This window comes from Streptomyces sp. NPDC029014 (genome assembly GCF_055564695.1).
Window position 1 is genome coordinate 43583 of sequence record NZ_JBVHVT010000008.1, and the last position, 14433, is coordinate 58015.

The following is a 14433-nucleotide window of genomic DNA, read 5'->3' on the forward strand; positions in this document are numbered from 1 at the left end:
AGGCTCGGGTGCGGGGGCCCGGGCTCACTCGTCCGTGTGGCGGACGGGGTACGCCGCGCGGGGCGCCGTACGTCGCGCGGGGGCGCCCCCCGCGCGCCCTCCCCGGGCCGGGCGGTCGAGGGCCGCTCCTGCGGCCGGCGGTGGCCCGTCGGCCGGCTGCGGGGTGCGGCGGCACGGGGCGGGGAGCGGGCCGTCGCCGGGCGGGACCGCCGGCGCTGGCACACTGCTCGGCATGCTGGAGACCTCCGCACGACTGCTGCGCCTGCTGTCCCTGTTGCAGGCCCACCGCGAATGGACCGGCGCCGACCTCGCGGAGCGACTCGGCGTGACCCCGAGGACGGTGCGCCGCGACGTGGAGCGGCTGCGGGAGCTCGGCTATCCCGTGAACGCCACCCCCGGCACCGGCGGCGGCTACCAGTTGGGCGCCGGGGCCGAGCTGCCGCCGCTGCTGCTCGACGACGACGAGGCGGTGGCCGTCGCGGTGGGCCTGCGCACCGCCGCCGGGAACGGGGTCGAGGGGATCGGCGAGGCCTCCGTACGGGCGCTGGCCAAGCTGGAGCAGGTCCTGCCGGGGCGGCTGCGGCGGCGGGTGTCGGCGATCGACGAGTTCACCGTGCCGATGCTGCGCGCGCCGGAGCGGAGCGCCGTCGATCCCTCCGTGCTGGCCGAGCTCGCCGCGGCATGCCGGGACCACGAGCGGCTGCGCTTCGCCTACCGGGACCACGGGGGCAGCGCCTCGCGGCGGGTGGTGGAGCCGCACCGGCTGGTGTGCACCGAGCGGCGCTGGTACCTGGTCGCCTGGGACGTGGAGCGGCAGGACTGGCGGACCTTCCGCGCCGACCGGATCGAGCCCAGACCTCCGCACGGGCCGCGGTTCGTCCCGCGCCCGGCCCCCGAGCCGGACCTCGCCGCGTACGTGTCCCGGGGCGTGGCCCAGGGCGCGTACGCAGCCCGTGCGGTGCTGCGGCTGGGCCTGCCGGCCGAGGAGGCGGCGCGGCTGATCGGGCCGAGCGACGGGGCCCTGGAACCGGTCGACGACAAGAGCTGCCTGCTGCGCACCGGGGCCGCCAGCCTCGACGTGCTCGTCATCCACGTGATGCTGCTCGGCTGCGAGTTCGAGGTGGTCGAGCCGCCGGAGCTGACCGACCGGATCCGGGCGGCGCGGGACCTCCTCGGGCGGGCCCTGGACCGGGCGGGCGGGACCGCGGCCGTCGAGGGGGAGTAGGGATTCCGGGGAGCCCGGGCGGTGTGTCCGCCGGTCGCTCCGGGGCATTCGGGCCGCGGAATTCAGGCGTTCTCGAACGGAATGCGAATGGGGTCGGGCAGCTGTCCGGGCCCGGTCCGACATAGGTCCCGCGGCGCTTCCCGGGCCGTGCGGCGCCGGTTCCGCCAAGGGCCGGATAAAGAATGCGGCGTGGGGAGTTGTACGCGGCTCGGGCGCCACTTCCGGAGAACTCCGCGGGCCCGGGGAACTGTCGACATTCCGTGACAGAAGCGTGACCCGGTACGGACGAACCTCCGGGCGCGTTGCTGACGTTCGGGAGGTTCGGACGGAGGGGGCGGGTCGGGCGGGAGGCCCGGCCCGCCCCCTCCGGCGCGTGCGGTGCGGGGGTGGAGGGGGCGGGGGAGGGTGGTGTGCGTACCGCCCCGGTGCCTCCGTCCCCCGGGGCCGGCCTCAGCCGTTGGTGGCCGGCCGGGCGGCGCGTCCGGCGGGGGTCCGTTCGGCGTGCCCCGGGCGCCGGGCGCCGCCCGGGGTGCCCGGTACCCGCTCGGAGCGGACCAGGTGCGCCCGGCCGGCGTGGTGCGCGGGCCGGGGCACCGCTGCGTGCGCGGCCGCGGCTCCGGCCTGCGCGGACGCCTGGCCGGCGGCCTGACCCGGCACCGCCGCGCCGGCTGCCGCGCCTACGGCCCGGGCTGCGGCCGGGGCTCCCGCCGCTGCCCCGGAGCCGCCCGTTCCGGCGATGTGCGGAGGCTGCCACTTGCCGCCCGCGGAGAGCAGCGGGACGAGTGCGCCGGCGACCGGGGCGGGCACCGTTCCGGCCTCGACGCGGCGCCGCATCCGCTCCCGCCGCTCGAACACCCAGGCCTCGACACCGGCGATCAGCGGCTCGAACCAGGGCAGCGCGAGCATGATCAGCAGGCCGGCGGACCAGCCGAGCAGGACGTCGCTGACCCAGTGGGTGCCGAGGTAGACGGTGGTGGCGCCGACGCTCAGCGAGACGACCGCGGAGACCACGGACAGCACCCGCCGGGTGACCGTGGTCGAGGCCAGGTAGGCCAGGATGCCCCAGGTCACGACGGCGTTCGCGGTGTGGCCGGAAGGAAATATGTCGCCGCCGGCGAACAGCTCGGCGGAGCCGATCGTGGTGGCGTAGTGCGGGCCGAGGCGGCCGAGGCCGAGCTTGACGGCGCCCACGGTGATGTTGAGCAGGAGCAGCGCCACGCCGAGGGTGATCAGCGGGCGGAGGGTGTGCTGCCGCCAGGAGCGCCAGCCGAGCCATGCGGCGACCATGACCGCGGTGGGCCCGCGCTGCCCCAGCACGACGAGGTAGTCGAGGAAGGCGTGCAACTGCGGCCACTGGTCGTACGGCCGGAAGAACATGACCTGCCAGTCCAGGCGGACGAGCCAGGACGTGGTCAGTACGGCCACCACGATCGCGAGGTAGAAGGCGAGGGTCGCTCCGAAGAGCACGACGCGGTGCCGGCTCATCTGCGGTGTTTGCAGATGAGCCGGTCGCTCGGGTTCCCGGTCCAGTCGGGCGAACACCCGCTCCAGCCGGGACAGGATTTGGTCGGTACGCACGTCAATCGACGTTACCGCGCGCCGCTGGTCAGCCCGGGCGAATCACCGGGTTTGTGATGACCATGTGATGTGGAGTTGGTCTCACGCGGCACTTAATTCCTGGGATTAAGGCATTAGTTGGAGTGTCCGATCCATTGGCCCCGGTCATTGTTTCGCACCCTTGCCCGGGCTTTATCGGCGGCGCCCAATTCCTTTGCCGAAAGATGGATCGGAATGATCCATTCCGTTGCGTGGGCGGGGCGGGGCGGGGTGGTGCGGGGCGGGTTGGGTTGGGGCGCGGGGGCGGCGTGGAGGCGTGCGCTCCGGGTCCGGCCCGCCGTGTCGCCCCTCCCGCCCCGCGCCTTCGCCTACGGCGGCCCCGACCCGTTCAGCCAGAACGCCCCGTACGCCGCCGACGCCAGCGCCACGCACCCCAGCAGCGCGGCCGCCCGCCCCGTCCGCGCGCGGGCCAGTGCCACCGCCGCCGGCAGCAGCAGCGGGAAGGCCGGCAGCAGCAGCCGCGGCTTGGACCCGAAGTACGCCGACGCGCCCAGCGCCAGCGCGACGACGATCCCGCAGTACACCAGCAGCACGGCCGGCTGCCCCTGCCGCACGCACAGCGCGTACAGCCACAGCACCAGCACCACGCCGGCGATCAGCCCGATCCCCGCCGGGGCCGCGCCCGAGGTCAGCTTGGCCCCGACGAACCGGGCGAAGGCGAGCCCGCCGTCGAAGCCGTTGCCCCAGCCGGCCTGCACGTCGAGGTAGCCGAGCAGGCCGCCCCCGGTGTACGCGCCCACCCACAGCGCGTACGCCGCCGCCCCCGCCGGGGCCAGGACCGCCCCCGCCGCCATCCGCCAGGAGCGTTCGCCGCGCCGCCAGGCCAGGGCGAGCGCCACCCACACCGCCGCGACCACCGCGGCGCCGACCGGCCGGGTCAGCCCGGCCCCGGCCGCGAGCAGTCCCGCCGCGACCCACCGGCCGCGCAGGGCCGCGTACAGCGCCCAGGCGGCCAGTGCCGTGAACAGCGACTCGCTGTACGCCATGGACTGCACGACGCCGACGGGCAGTGCGGCCCAGACGCCGACCGCGAACACCCCCGCCCGGCGGCCGTCGACACCGAGGTCCCGCCGGCCGCACACCAGGTCGGTGACCGCGAAGATCCCCCAGGCCGCAGCGAGTCCCGCCACCGCCGAGACCACCAGGCCCGCCGAGCCGTACCCCAGCCCCGTCGGCGCGGCGACCAGCCGCTCCAGCCAGGGCAGCAGCGGGAAGAAGGCCAGGTCGGAGTGGACGACCCCGCCCGGCAGGACCACCTCGTGGCCGTACCCCTCGGCGGCGATCCGCGCGTACCAGAGGGAGTCCCAGCGCGCCGACAGCAACTGGTGCGGGCTGCTGCCGGCCGCCGCGCCCCACGCCGCGAGTGCGCCCAGCCCGAGCAGCCGGATCGCTGCGAAAACGGCCAGGGCGGGCGCAACCCGGCGAAAACCATGATCTTTCACAGGCATGATTATCCGTGGCGGCCGCAGCCGCCGACCGGGCCGAACCACGCGCCGTGACCCGGCGTGTACGCGGAGGAAGGGCGGGGGAGGGGAGCGGGTGGGGGCGAGTGGCGTACGCCACAGTGCGGCCGCCGTCGCGATGAGAGCTTGGCCACGTGCCGGACAGGCGGACTCGCGTACGCTGACCGTTCACTCGCATGTCGATGCCGGACCCCGTAGGACGCCGCCCCCGTGCCCCACCCTGGCGGCTCCGCCGAGACGCTGGTCCGCCGAGTGCGAGCGATTCATCTGGGAGGTACATGCATGTCGGGGACCAACGCGGCCGACCGCAGGACCGCCGACAGCAGACCCACCCCCACGGCGCCCGCCGGCCGCCCGTCCCTCGGGACGCTGCTGCGCGCGGCCTCCGGCGGGGCCAACCGCTGGGTCGTCCTCGCGGTGCTGTGCGTCAGCCTGGTCCTCGTCGCGCTCGACGCGACGATCCTGCACGTCGCCGTCCCCTCCGTCACCGAGGACCTGCGCCCCAGCTCCGTCGAGCTGCTGTGGATCGTCGACGCCTACCCGCTGGTGTGCGCCGCCCTGCTGATCCTCTTCGGAACCCTCGGCGACCGGATCGGACGCCGCCGGATACTGCTGCTCGGCTACACCCTCTTCGGTGCGGCCTCCGCCCTTGCGGCCCTCGCCGACCACGCCCAGATCCTCATCGTCGCCCGCGCCCTGCTCGGCGTCGGCGGCGCGATGATCATGCCGGCGACCCTGTCGATCCTGCGCCAGGTCTTCCCCGACCGGCGCGAGCGGGCCCTGGCCATCGGCATCTGGACCGCCGTCGCCGCCATCGGCGCGGCCAGCGGCCCGGTCCTCGGCGGCTTCCTCATCGAGCACTTCTGGTGGGGCTCGGTCTTCCTGATCAACATTCCGCTGATGGCGCTGATCCTGCCGCTCGGACGCTGGCTGCTGCCCGAGTCCAGGGGCGCCGCCGACGGGCCGTGGGACGTGCTCGGCGCGCTGATGGCCGCCGGCGGTGTGCTCGGCGTGGTCCTCGGGGTCAAGCGGCTCGGCGCCGAGCGCCGGCTCCTCGACGCCGAGTCGCTGCTGCCGCTGCTGCTCGGCGTGGTCCTGCTGGTGCTGTTCACGCGCCGGCAGAAGCGCCGCGAGCACCCGCTCATCGACATGCGGATGTTCGCCCGGGCAGCCTTCTCCACCTCCGTCGGGTGCATCGTGCTCGCCATGCTGGCCCTGGTCGGCCTCGAACTCCTCGCCGTCCAGTACCTCCAGCTCGTGCTGGAGCTCAGCCCCCTCGAAACCGGTCTGCGGCTGCTGCCGCTGACCTTCGCGGCCATGGCCGCCGGGGCCACCGGCTCGTACACGCTGGCCCGGGTCGGGCCGCGCACCATGGTGTCGCTGGGCTTCGTGCTGACCGCCTTCGCCGTGCTGCTGCTGACGCTCATGGGCGAGCACGACCGGCCCGTCCTGCTCACCGTCGGGTTCGTCCTGCTCGGCTTCGGGCTCCAGACCACCCTCTTCGCCGCGTACGAGTCGATGCTGAGCGAGGCTCCCGCGGAGACGGCCGGCGGGGCGGCCTCCATAGGCGAGACCTCGTACCAGCTGGGCGCCGGCATGGGCATCGCCCTGCTCGGCAGCGTGATGAACGCCGCCTACGCGCCGGGGCTGCTGGACGTCCCCGGCGTATCGCCCGAGGACGCCAAGGGCGCCGCGAACTCGCTGGGCGAGGCCTACCAGATCGCCGGGAAGCTGGGCGGCGCCGCGGGTGAGTCGCTGTTCGGCGCGGCCCGTCACTCGTTCGTGCAGGGCCTGCACATCACGCTGGTGGTCAGCGCCGTCCTGCTGCTCGCCGGGGCCGTGATGGCGCTGAAGCTGCCGCGGGTCATGGAGTGCACCGACGCCAGCGAGGAGACCGGCTCCGACGCCACCGCCGGAACCGGAGCCACCGCTGACGTCGTCCCCGCCGGGGCCGACGGCGCCCCGGACGCGGACCCCGACGCCGGGCGCCCGCGGATCCCCGGCCCGGCGCGGTCCGGCCGTGACGCCCTCGCCGGCCCGGCCGGGGGTGGACCGGGGGCGGCGGCAAGGTCAAACTTGCACCGCTAGGTTCACCCTTCGGCCCGCCGGGAGGCCCCGTGTCCTTCGTCCCCACCGATCCGCTCGGGCTCGACGAGCTCCTCACCCCCGAGGACCTCGCCGTCCGCGACACCGTCCGCGGCTGGGCCGCCGACCGGGTCCTCCCGTACGTCGCCGAGTGGTACGAGACCGGCGAGCTGCCGGTGATCCGCGAGCTGGCCCGCGAGCTCGGCGCCATCGGTGCCCTCGGCATGTCGCTCCAGGGGTACGGCTGCGCGGGCGCCACCGCCGTGCAGTACGGGCTGGCCTGCCTGGAGCTGGAGGCCGCCGACTCCGGGATCCGCTCGCTGGTCTCCGTCCAGGGCTCCCTCGCCATGTACGCGATCTGGAAGTACGGCTCGGAGGAGCAGAAGCAGCGCTGGCTCCCCGGCATGGCGGCCGGCGAACTCATCGGCTGCTTCGGCCTGACCGAGCCCGACATCGGCTCCGACCCCGCGGCCATGCGCACGTACGCCAAGCGCGACGGCTCCGACTGGATCCTGAACGGCCGCAAGATGTGGATCACCAACGGGTCCGTGGCGGCGGTGGCCGTGGTCTGGGCGCAGACCGACGAGGGGATCCGCGGCTTCGCCGTACCCACCGACTCCGCCGGCTTCTCGGCGCCCGAGATCAAGCACAAGTGGTCGCTGCGCGCCTCGGTCACCAGCGAGCTGGTCATGGACGACGTACGACTGCCCGCCGACGCGGTGCTGCCGGGGGTCACGGGGCTCAAGGGACCGCTGGGCTGTCTCAGCCACGCGCGGTACGGGATCGTCTGGGGATCCATGGGCGCGGCGCGGGCCAGTTTCGAGGCCGCGCTCGACTACGCGCGGACGCGGGAGCAGTTCGGCCGGCCGATCGGCGGCTTCCAGCTCACCCAGGCGAAGCTCGCCGACATGGCGCTGGAGCTCCACAAGGGCATCCTGCTCGCCCACCACCTCGGCCGCCGCATGGACGCGGGCACCCTGCGGCCGGAGCAGATCAGCTTCGGCAAGCTCAACAACGTCCGCGAGGCCATCGACATCTGCCGTACCGCGCGGACGATCCTCGGTGCCAACGGGATCTCGCTCGAGTACCCCGTCATGCGGCACGCCACCAACCTGGAGTCGGTGCTCACCTACGAGGGCACCGTGGAGATGCACCAGCTGGTGCTGGGCAAGGCGCTCACCGGGCTCGACGCCTTCCGGTGAGGCCCTGCCTCAGCTCTGGTTGAAGAAGTCGCGCGAGCGGCCGCCGGACTCGCCGCTCACGATCTGGGTGTCGGCCGGGGTCAGCAGGAAGACCCTGGTCGCCACCCGCTCGATCGAGCCGCGCAGGCCGAAGGTCAGGCCGGCCGCGAAGTCGACCACGCGCTTGGCGTCGGACGGGTCCATCTGCGAGAGGTTCACGATCACCGGGACGCCCTCGCGGAAGAGCTCGCCGATGGCGCGCGCGTCACGGAACCCGTCCGGCGTGACGGTGGCGATCCGGCGGCCGTGCTCGACGGCCGACTCCGACGCGACCCTGACCCGGGGGTCGGTGACCCACTGGTCGCCCGGCCCCGCGACGGAACCGTGCGGGGCCTCCGCGTAGTCGTCGTCGTAGTAACGCTCGTCGTCGCTGTCCTCCACGAGACCCAGCCAAGCGCTCGCCTTGCGTACCGAACCCATGGACGCCTCCTCTCTCACCGCGGTCGGTCTGTTTCTCTCCGCTGTCCCTATGGTCGTCCATGATGCTGACAACGCGCCAAGTGGATAGCCGCCGCGCACGGTTTTCGTGACGGTACTGGTGCAGAACATCCGTTGCACCGTCAGGATCCTGATGAGCTCCACTGCTGACTGAGTGAAAATACGATGACTGCCGCCGTCCGGGTGGGCGGCAGGGACGTACGGGTGACCGAACCGGCTCGGTACGATGCCCGTCTCGCAAGCGATTGACACTCGGGGGACCTGGTTTGTTCGGCATCGTCAGACCCTGCACGCACCGGCTCGGGGAGCGTTTCAAGACGGAGTGGATGGCCCATCTCTGCGGGCTCTGCCTGGCACTTCGCGGAGATCACGGACAGTTCGCCCGGATCGTGACCAACTATGACGGGCTTCTCATATCCGTTTTGACGGAGGCTCAGTCGGGGCCCGCGCCCGGTGCCCGGCGTACCGCCGGCCCCTGCCCGTTGCGCGGCATGCGCACGGCCGCGGTGGCCAACGGCGAGGGGGCGCGGCTCGCCGCCGCCGTCTCGCTCGTGCTCGCCTCGGCGAAGGTGCGGGACCACGTGGCCGACCGGGACGGGCTGTTGGCCCGCGCCCCGATCGCCGCCGCCGCGCGCCGGGTGGCCCGCGGCTGGGACCGCGCGGGCGCCCGCACCGGAGCCGCACTCGGCTTCGACACCGCCGTGCTCCTCGACGCCGTCGACCGGCAGACGGACATCGAGGCGCTGGCCGGCCCGGGCACGCCGGTGCTCGTGGTGACCGAGCCGACGGAGACCGCGACCGCCGCCGCCTTCGCGCACACCGCGCAGCTGGCCGGACGGCCGGGCAACGCCGCCCCGCTCGCGGAGGCCGGCCGGTACTTCGGCCGGCTCGCGCACCTGCTGGACGCCGTCGAGGACCGGTCCGCGGACGCGGAGAACGGCGCCTGGAACCCGCTGACCGCCACCGGGACCCCGCTCGCCGAGGCCCGGCGGCTGTGCGACGACGCCCTCCACGGCATCCGGCTCGCCCTGAAGGAGGTCGAGTTCGTGGACGGGGGCCTGGCGCACCGGCTGCTGGTGCACGAGCTGCGGACCTCCGTGGACCGCGCCTTCGGCAGCCGTTCCTGCGGTCACACGGCCATGAACGCGGTCGGGCAGGGCGGTGGTTTCGGAGCGCCGCCGCAGGGCTACGGCCAGGGCGGCGGGAACCCGTACGGGGGAGGCCCGTACGGCGGCAACCCCTACGGCGGGAACCCGCCCGGGGGTGGCCAGTACGGCGGCGGCCAGTACGGCGGTCCCCACGGCGGCGGTCCCTACGGAGGCGGTCCGCACGGTGGCGGTCCGCACGGTGGCGGTCCGTACGGTGGCGGCCCGGGCGGCCCGGGCGGCCCGGGCGGCCCGGGTGGTCCCGGGATGCCCCCGCAGAAGCCGCGGCGCGGGCTGCTCGCCGGTTGTGCGGTGGCCGTGGGGCTGTTCTGCACCTGCCAGTTGTGCTGCACGGAGCACGAGGGCCCGTGGTCCCGGAAGAAGCGGGACGCCTGGTGCGACGACTGCGACTGCGGCAACTGCAACTGTGACTGCTGCAACTGCTGCGACGGGGGCTGCTGCGACTGCGACTGCGACTGCGGCTGCAGCTGAACCGGGAAGGCCGGGAAGGCCGGGAGGGCCGGGAAGGGCCGCGGGCCGGAAGGCGCCGGCAGGACGGGGGAGGCGGGAGCGGGCCGCGTGACGGCGCGGCGACGGCCCGCCGATCCCCCGTCAGGCCGCCTCTGCGGGCCGGGCGCAGACCCGGACGGCGTACGGCGCGGTTCCCTCGCGGGCCGGTGTGGAAGGGCTGAGCGGCATGAACGATGTCGCAGACGCTCCCGCGACGGCCCGGCGGCGGGGGGACGGAGGCCGAAAGATGCCCTTGCCGCCCGTGACCGGCGCCACGACACTCCCGACAGCGACTGTCCGGGAGGTTGTCAGGGGCACGACGAAAAACAGTGCGCCCGCCGTACCCCCGGCTGCGCCTCACGGGCTCCGGCCGCCCCACGCCCGCCGGGCCCCCGACCCCTCCCGGGAGGACGACAAGTGAGGATCAAGAGCATCACCCGTACCCGGCTGCTCGCGGTGGCCGCCGGCCTGGCCGCCGTCGCCGGGCTCGCCGCCCCCACCGCCGCGAACGCCGACAGCGGTTTCAGCGCGGCCCGGCTCGCCTCGGCGGGCGCCGCCGTCGAACGCGCCGACGTCGCAGGCACCGCCTGGTACACCGACCCCGCCAACGGGACCCTGGTGGTCGCCGCCGACTCCACCGTCACCGCTACCGACCTCGCCAGGATCCGCGCGGAGGCCGGAGCCGACGCCGCCGCCCTGCGCGTCGAGCGCATCCCGGGCACCCTGCGCAAGCTGGTCTCCGGCGGTGACGCGGTGTACGCGTCGAGCTGGCGCTGCTCGCTCGGCTTCAACGTGCGCAGCGGCAGCACCTACTACATGCTGACCGCCGGCCACTGCACCGACGGTGCGGGCACCTGGTGGACGAACTCCGCGCGCACCACGGCGATCGGCCCGACCGTGGGCTCCAGCTTCCCGAGCAACGACTACGGCCTGGTCCGCCACGACAACGCCTCCCTCGCCCACCCAGGCACGGTCGGCAGCCAGGACATCACCAGCGCCGCCAACGCCACCACGGGCATGTCCGTGACCCGGCGCGGCTCCACCACCGGTACCCACAGCGGGTCCGTGACCGGCCTCAACGCCACCGTGAACTACGGCGGCGGCGACATCGTCTACGGTCTGATCCGGACCAACGTCTGTGCCGAACCGGGCGACAGCGGCGGCCCGCTCTACTCCGGCACCCGCGCGATCGGCCTCACCTCCGGTGGCAGCGGCAACTGCACCACGGGCGGAACGACCTTCTTCCAGCCGGTCGTCGAGGCCCTGAACGCCTACGGGGTCAGCGTCTACTGACGCCTGCCGCGGCCCTGACGGCGCCCCGCCCTCACCGGGCGCGATCACGAGCTCCCGCCCGAACCGTCGGGCGGGGACTCGGCGTCGTGGAGAGCGGGGCGTGGCCGGCGCCGGTGCCACTTCCGGCCCGCGGAGCCGGGCCAGCGCCTCCGACAGCGCGTACTGCGCGGCGAAGTGACCCGCTTCGGGGGCGAGTACCGGGGTGCTGCCGGGAACGTGTCCGCTCCCGTGAGGTCCGGGCGCAGATCCTCCAGCAGGCGGTCGGGGTCGCGGCGGATCGCCCCGGCCCGCAGGTCGAGCTCACGCTCCAGGGCCTGCGGGGCATGGACGGTCAGCGACTACTGCGCCACGTTGTACGGGGTCATGCCGGCGAACCGGTCCAACCCGGCGGCGTCCCTGGCAGCGAGCCCCACCAGGACGGCGGCCGCCGCCACCCGGTCGGGCAGCCGTGCGGCGCAGGCGAGGGCGTGCGGTCCCCGCCGGACCGTCCGACGACGGCGAAGGGGCCCAGGGCCAGGGCGTCCGCGACGGCGGTCGCGTCGGCGGCGGCGTCCGCCACGCGGCGCCCCGGCCGGCGGTCGGAGTTCCCGCAACCGGGCCGGTTGTAGGCGACGAACCGCGGGGGGCGGGAGACTTGCGCCCTTCCCCCGATGGAAGCACGTGTGCGGCGGCAGGGGGGGCGGACGGCAGCGGAACCGGGCGCGGTGGTCGACGCCCGCCCCGCCAGGGAGGTGTTTCGGAACGGTCGTGGCGCATTTGGGGCCGTTGTGCGGGTCTGTGGCGGCTGGTTAGCGTCGGGGCGCATTGCCGGTGCACCGCGTCGCCCTCGACCAGGAGTGTCCGTGAAGCCGTCCCGCTCTGCCCTGCTGTCCCTCGGAGCCGCGCTGGCGCTGGCCGCCACCGCCGCCGTCCCGGCCGCCCAGGCCGCCCCGGTCCCGGCCGCGGACGGCGGGGCCGTCGTACGCGAGTGGTACGACACCACCGCGCAGACCGTCGCCGCCGCGGGAGCGTCGACCCAGATCACCAACAGCCGTACCTGGGCGATCAGTTGGCTGGCCGCCGCGCGCGCGGCCCGGGAGGCCCCGGCCGGCCGCGGCCGGGCCGCCTTCGAGGACGCGGCGGTCGCCTCCGCCGTCCACGACGCCCTGCTCTCCCTCGCCCCCGCCCGCGCGGCCCAGCTGGACGCCGCCCTCGCCGCCACCCTCGACCGGATCCCCGACGGCCCCGCCGAGGCCCGGGGCGTCGCCGCCGGGGCCCGGCAGGCCCGGGCCGCCCTCGCCGAGCGCGAGGGCGACGGGCTGGACCCGGAGTCCGTGAACGCGCCCTTCACCGTGCCGCCCGCCGCCCCCGGCGTGTGGCAGCCGACGCCCGACGGCTACGCCCCCGCCATTCAGTACGGAAACCGCATCGCCAGGCCCTTCCTGCTGGACTCCCCGTCCCAGTACCGGCTCGGCCCGCCGCCCGCGCTCGACTCCCGCCGCTACCGGGCCGACCTCGCCGAGGTGCGGGCGTACGGGAAGGCCGACAGCACCGTGCGCACCCCGCGCCAGACCGAGACCGCCGAGTTCTGGTACGGCCCCTCGCTGACCCTCTACACCGAGCCGCTGCGGGTGGCCGTGACCCGCTCGCACCGCTCGGCCGCCGGGCGCGCGGAGCTGGTCGCCCTCTACCACGCGGCCCTGGTCGACACGCAGATCGCCACCTCCGACAGCAAGTACGCGTACACCCGCTGGCGCCCCGTCACCGCCGTCCGGACCGGCTCGATCGCCCCCGACCCGGCCTGGACCCCGCTGCACCCGACGCCGGCCCACCCCGACTACCCCAGCGGCCACACCACCTACGCGGGGGCCTCCGAGACCGTCCTGGGCGCCCTCGTCGGGGCCCGCACCGCCCCCTTCTCCCTGACCAGCCCGACCGCGCCCGGCGTGCGCCGGACCTACACCGGCTGGGCGGAGCTGACCCGCGACAACGTCGACGCCCGCGTCTTCTCGGGGATCCACAGCCGCTCGGCCGACGAGGCGGGCGTCGTCCTCGGCAAGACGGTCGCACTGCACGCCCTGCGCCACGCCGACCGGCTCTTCGAGCCGCGGGGCACCGACCGCCCGTAGCGGCTCGGCGGCCCAGCGGCCCAGCAGCCCGACGGTTCAGCGGCCGGCCGCCGGTGCGTGGTCGTCGTCCGCCCCGGCCTCGGGCCGTCCGGCGCCGTCGGGGGGCCCGCTGCCCACGGCGGCCCCCGGGCGGCCCTTGCGGACGGCCGCGCAGACCAGGGTGACGGCCGCGCCGACCACCGCCCAGGCGGCCAGCACCAGCACCGGCCCGGCCGCCCCGTTGCCGTGGAAGTACGCGATCGAGCGCGCGGCGTACGTACCGGCCCCCGGCGGCAGGGCCGGGCCGATGGTGCTCCAGAACGGCGGCAGCAGCGGGTAGGGGTAGGCGCCGCCCGAGCTCGGGTTGCCGAGCACCACCACCAGCAGGATCGCCAGGCCGATGCCGACCACCCCGGCCAGGCCCTGGCAGGCCAGGGTGAGCGCGCCGACCGCGAGGACGACGAGGGTGCCCAGCCCCCACAGGGCCGCGGTGCCGCCGGGCAGGGCGTCCAGGACCGGGCCCGCGATCAGCGCGCCGAGCAGTCCGGCGACGACCGCGTACAGCAGCAGCACGCCGAGCCGGATGGCCGCGCGGGTGGTGTTGGCGGGCCGGGCGCCGGCGCTGACCGCCAGGATCGCGGCGCACAGGTAGCCGCCGACGCACCAGCCGACGACCAGGTAGAAGGAGGTCAGGCCGCGCGCGTCGCCCGCAGCGGCCGGGACCGCGTCCACCACCTGGAGGCTGCGCCCCTGGGACTCCTCGGCGAGCCGGACCACCTGCTCCAGGGCCTGGGAGAGCGAGGCTCCGGCGCCGCTCGCGACCAGCAGCCGGTCCGTCGTACCGCCCGGGTCGATGACGAGGGCGCCGTCCGCGTCCCGGTGCTCGATCTGCCGGAGTGCGGCCGCCTCGTCCGGCACCGCGCGCGGGTCGAGCGGGGTGCCGGGCAGCGTGCGGAGCTGCCGCACCGACTGTTCGGCGACGCCCGGGACGGGCGCGGTGACGGCGAGGGGGATCTCCCGGGGCCGGGGCTGGTGGAAGGCCCCGACGTACGAGGCGATGAAGGCGAGCTGGAGGGCCAGGACGCCCAGGACCAGCAGGGCCGCCCGGATGGTGACGGCGTCCTTGAACTCGGCGGCGAACCCGCCGGAGGAGCCCGCGTCGGTGCTCTGGGTCATGTTGCCCACGCTGGTCGGGCCGGGGGCGGGGCGCAGCAGGGGCGGGCCGAACGGGCTAGCGGCTGATGACCCGTGGATGATCGAACAAACGTTTCGCACGAATATTCGAATTGCTTTATGGTGGACACGGGGGAGGTGTTCGACGAACGAAGC

Annotated in this window: 10 protein-coding genes; 6 read left to right on the top strand and 4 right to left on the bottom strand. The window is 75.0% G+C overall.

All coding sequences use genetic code 11. From position 1 onward, the window contains the following. Nucleotides 1–232 precede the first annotated feature (232 nt). Nucleotides 233–1225 (top strand): helix-turn-helix transcriptional regulator, encoded by a 993-nt coding sequence (locus ACZ4VL_RS06385; protein ID WP_468196533.1) that lies wholly within the window; start codon nucleotides 233–235, stop codon nucleotides 1223–1225. A gap of 450 nt (nucleotides 1226–1675) precedes the next feature. Here the strand turns inward: ACZ4VL_RS06385 and ACZ4VL_RS06390 are convergent, their stop codons facing one another. After that, nucleotides 1676–2803 (bottom strand): phosphatase PAP2 family protein, encoded by a 1128-nt coding sequence (locus tag ACZ4VL_RS06390; protein WP_468196536.1) that lies wholly within the window; start codon nucleotides 2801–2803, stop codon nucleotides 1676–1678. Nucleotides 2804–3150: 347 nt separating this feature from the next. Next, a complete protein-coding gene (locus tag ACZ4VL_RS06395) occupies nucleotides 3151–4290 on the bottom strand; it encodes a hypothetical protein (RefSeq protein ID WP_468196539.1) in 1140 nt (379 codons plus the stop codon). Nucleotides 4291–4587: 297 nt separating this feature from the next. On the opposite strand from ACZ4VL_RS06395, the gene ACZ4VL_RS06400 reads away from it, so the two are divergent. Both ACZ4VL_RS06400 and ACZ4VL_RS06405 read left to right on the top strand, forming a co-directional pair. Continuing rightward, entirely contained in the window at nucleotides 4588–6393 is a 1806-nt protein-coding gene (locus ACZ4VL_RS06400) for an MFS transporter (RefSeq protein WP_468196541.1), read from the top strand. A gap of 29 nt (nucleotides 6394–6422) precedes the next feature. Next, the gene (locus ACZ4VL_RS06405; RefSeq protein ID WP_468196544.1) at nucleotides 6423–7592 is read left to right on the top strand and encodes an acyl-CoA dehydrogenase family protein; all 1170 of its coding nucleotides are present in this window, start codon (nucleotides 6423–6425) and stop codon (nucleotides 7590–7592) included. A 9-nt stretch (nucleotides 7593–7601) separates the two neighbouring features. On the opposite strand, the gene ACZ4VL_RS06410 is transcribed toward ACZ4VL_RS06405, so the two are convergent. Next, nucleotides 7602–8051: a cell division protein SepF gene (locus ACZ4VL_RS06410; protein ID WP_468196546.1), complete on the bottom strand. Its 450-nt coding sequence runs from the start codon at nucleotides 8049–8051 to the stop codon at nucleotides 7602–7604. Nucleotides 8052–8335: 284 nt separating this feature from the next. Here ACZ4VL_RS06410 and ACZ4VL_RS06415 point away from each other — a divergent pair, with 284 nt between their 5' ends. The 3 genes from ACZ4VL_RS06415 to ACZ4VL_RS06425 all read left to right on the top strand — a co-directional run bounded on the left by ACZ4VL_RS06415 (nucleotide 8336) and on the right by ACZ4VL_RS06425 (nucleotide 13125). Then, a complete protein-coding gene (locus tag ACZ4VL_RS06415) occupies nucleotides 8336–9706 on the top strand; it encodes a DUF5685 family protein (protein WP_468196549.1) in 1371 nt (456 codons plus the stop codon). 435 nt (nucleotides 9707–10141) lie between these two features. Then, a complete protein-coding gene (locus ACZ4VL_RS06420) occupies nucleotides 10142–11017 on the top strand; it encodes a S1 family peptidase (protein ID WP_468196551.1) in 876 nt (291 codons plus the stop codon). Between the two features lie 842 nt (nucleotides 11018–11859). Continuing rightward, complete coding sequence (locus ACZ4VL_RS06425; protein WP_468196553.1) at nucleotides 11860–13125, top strand: vanadium-dependent haloperoxidase; 1266 nt, start codon at nucleotides 11860–11862, stop codon at nucleotides 13123–13125. Nucleotides 13126–13161: 36 nt separating this feature from the next. Here the strand turns inward: ACZ4VL_RS06425 and ACZ4VL_RS06430 are convergent, their stop codons facing one another. Then, complete coding sequence (locus tag ACZ4VL_RS06430; RefSeq protein WP_468196558.1) at nucleotides 13162–14280, bottom strand: ABC transporter permease; 1119 nt, start codon at nucleotides 14278–14280, stop codon at nucleotides 13162–13164. Nucleotides 14281–14433 lie beyond the last annotated feature (153 nt).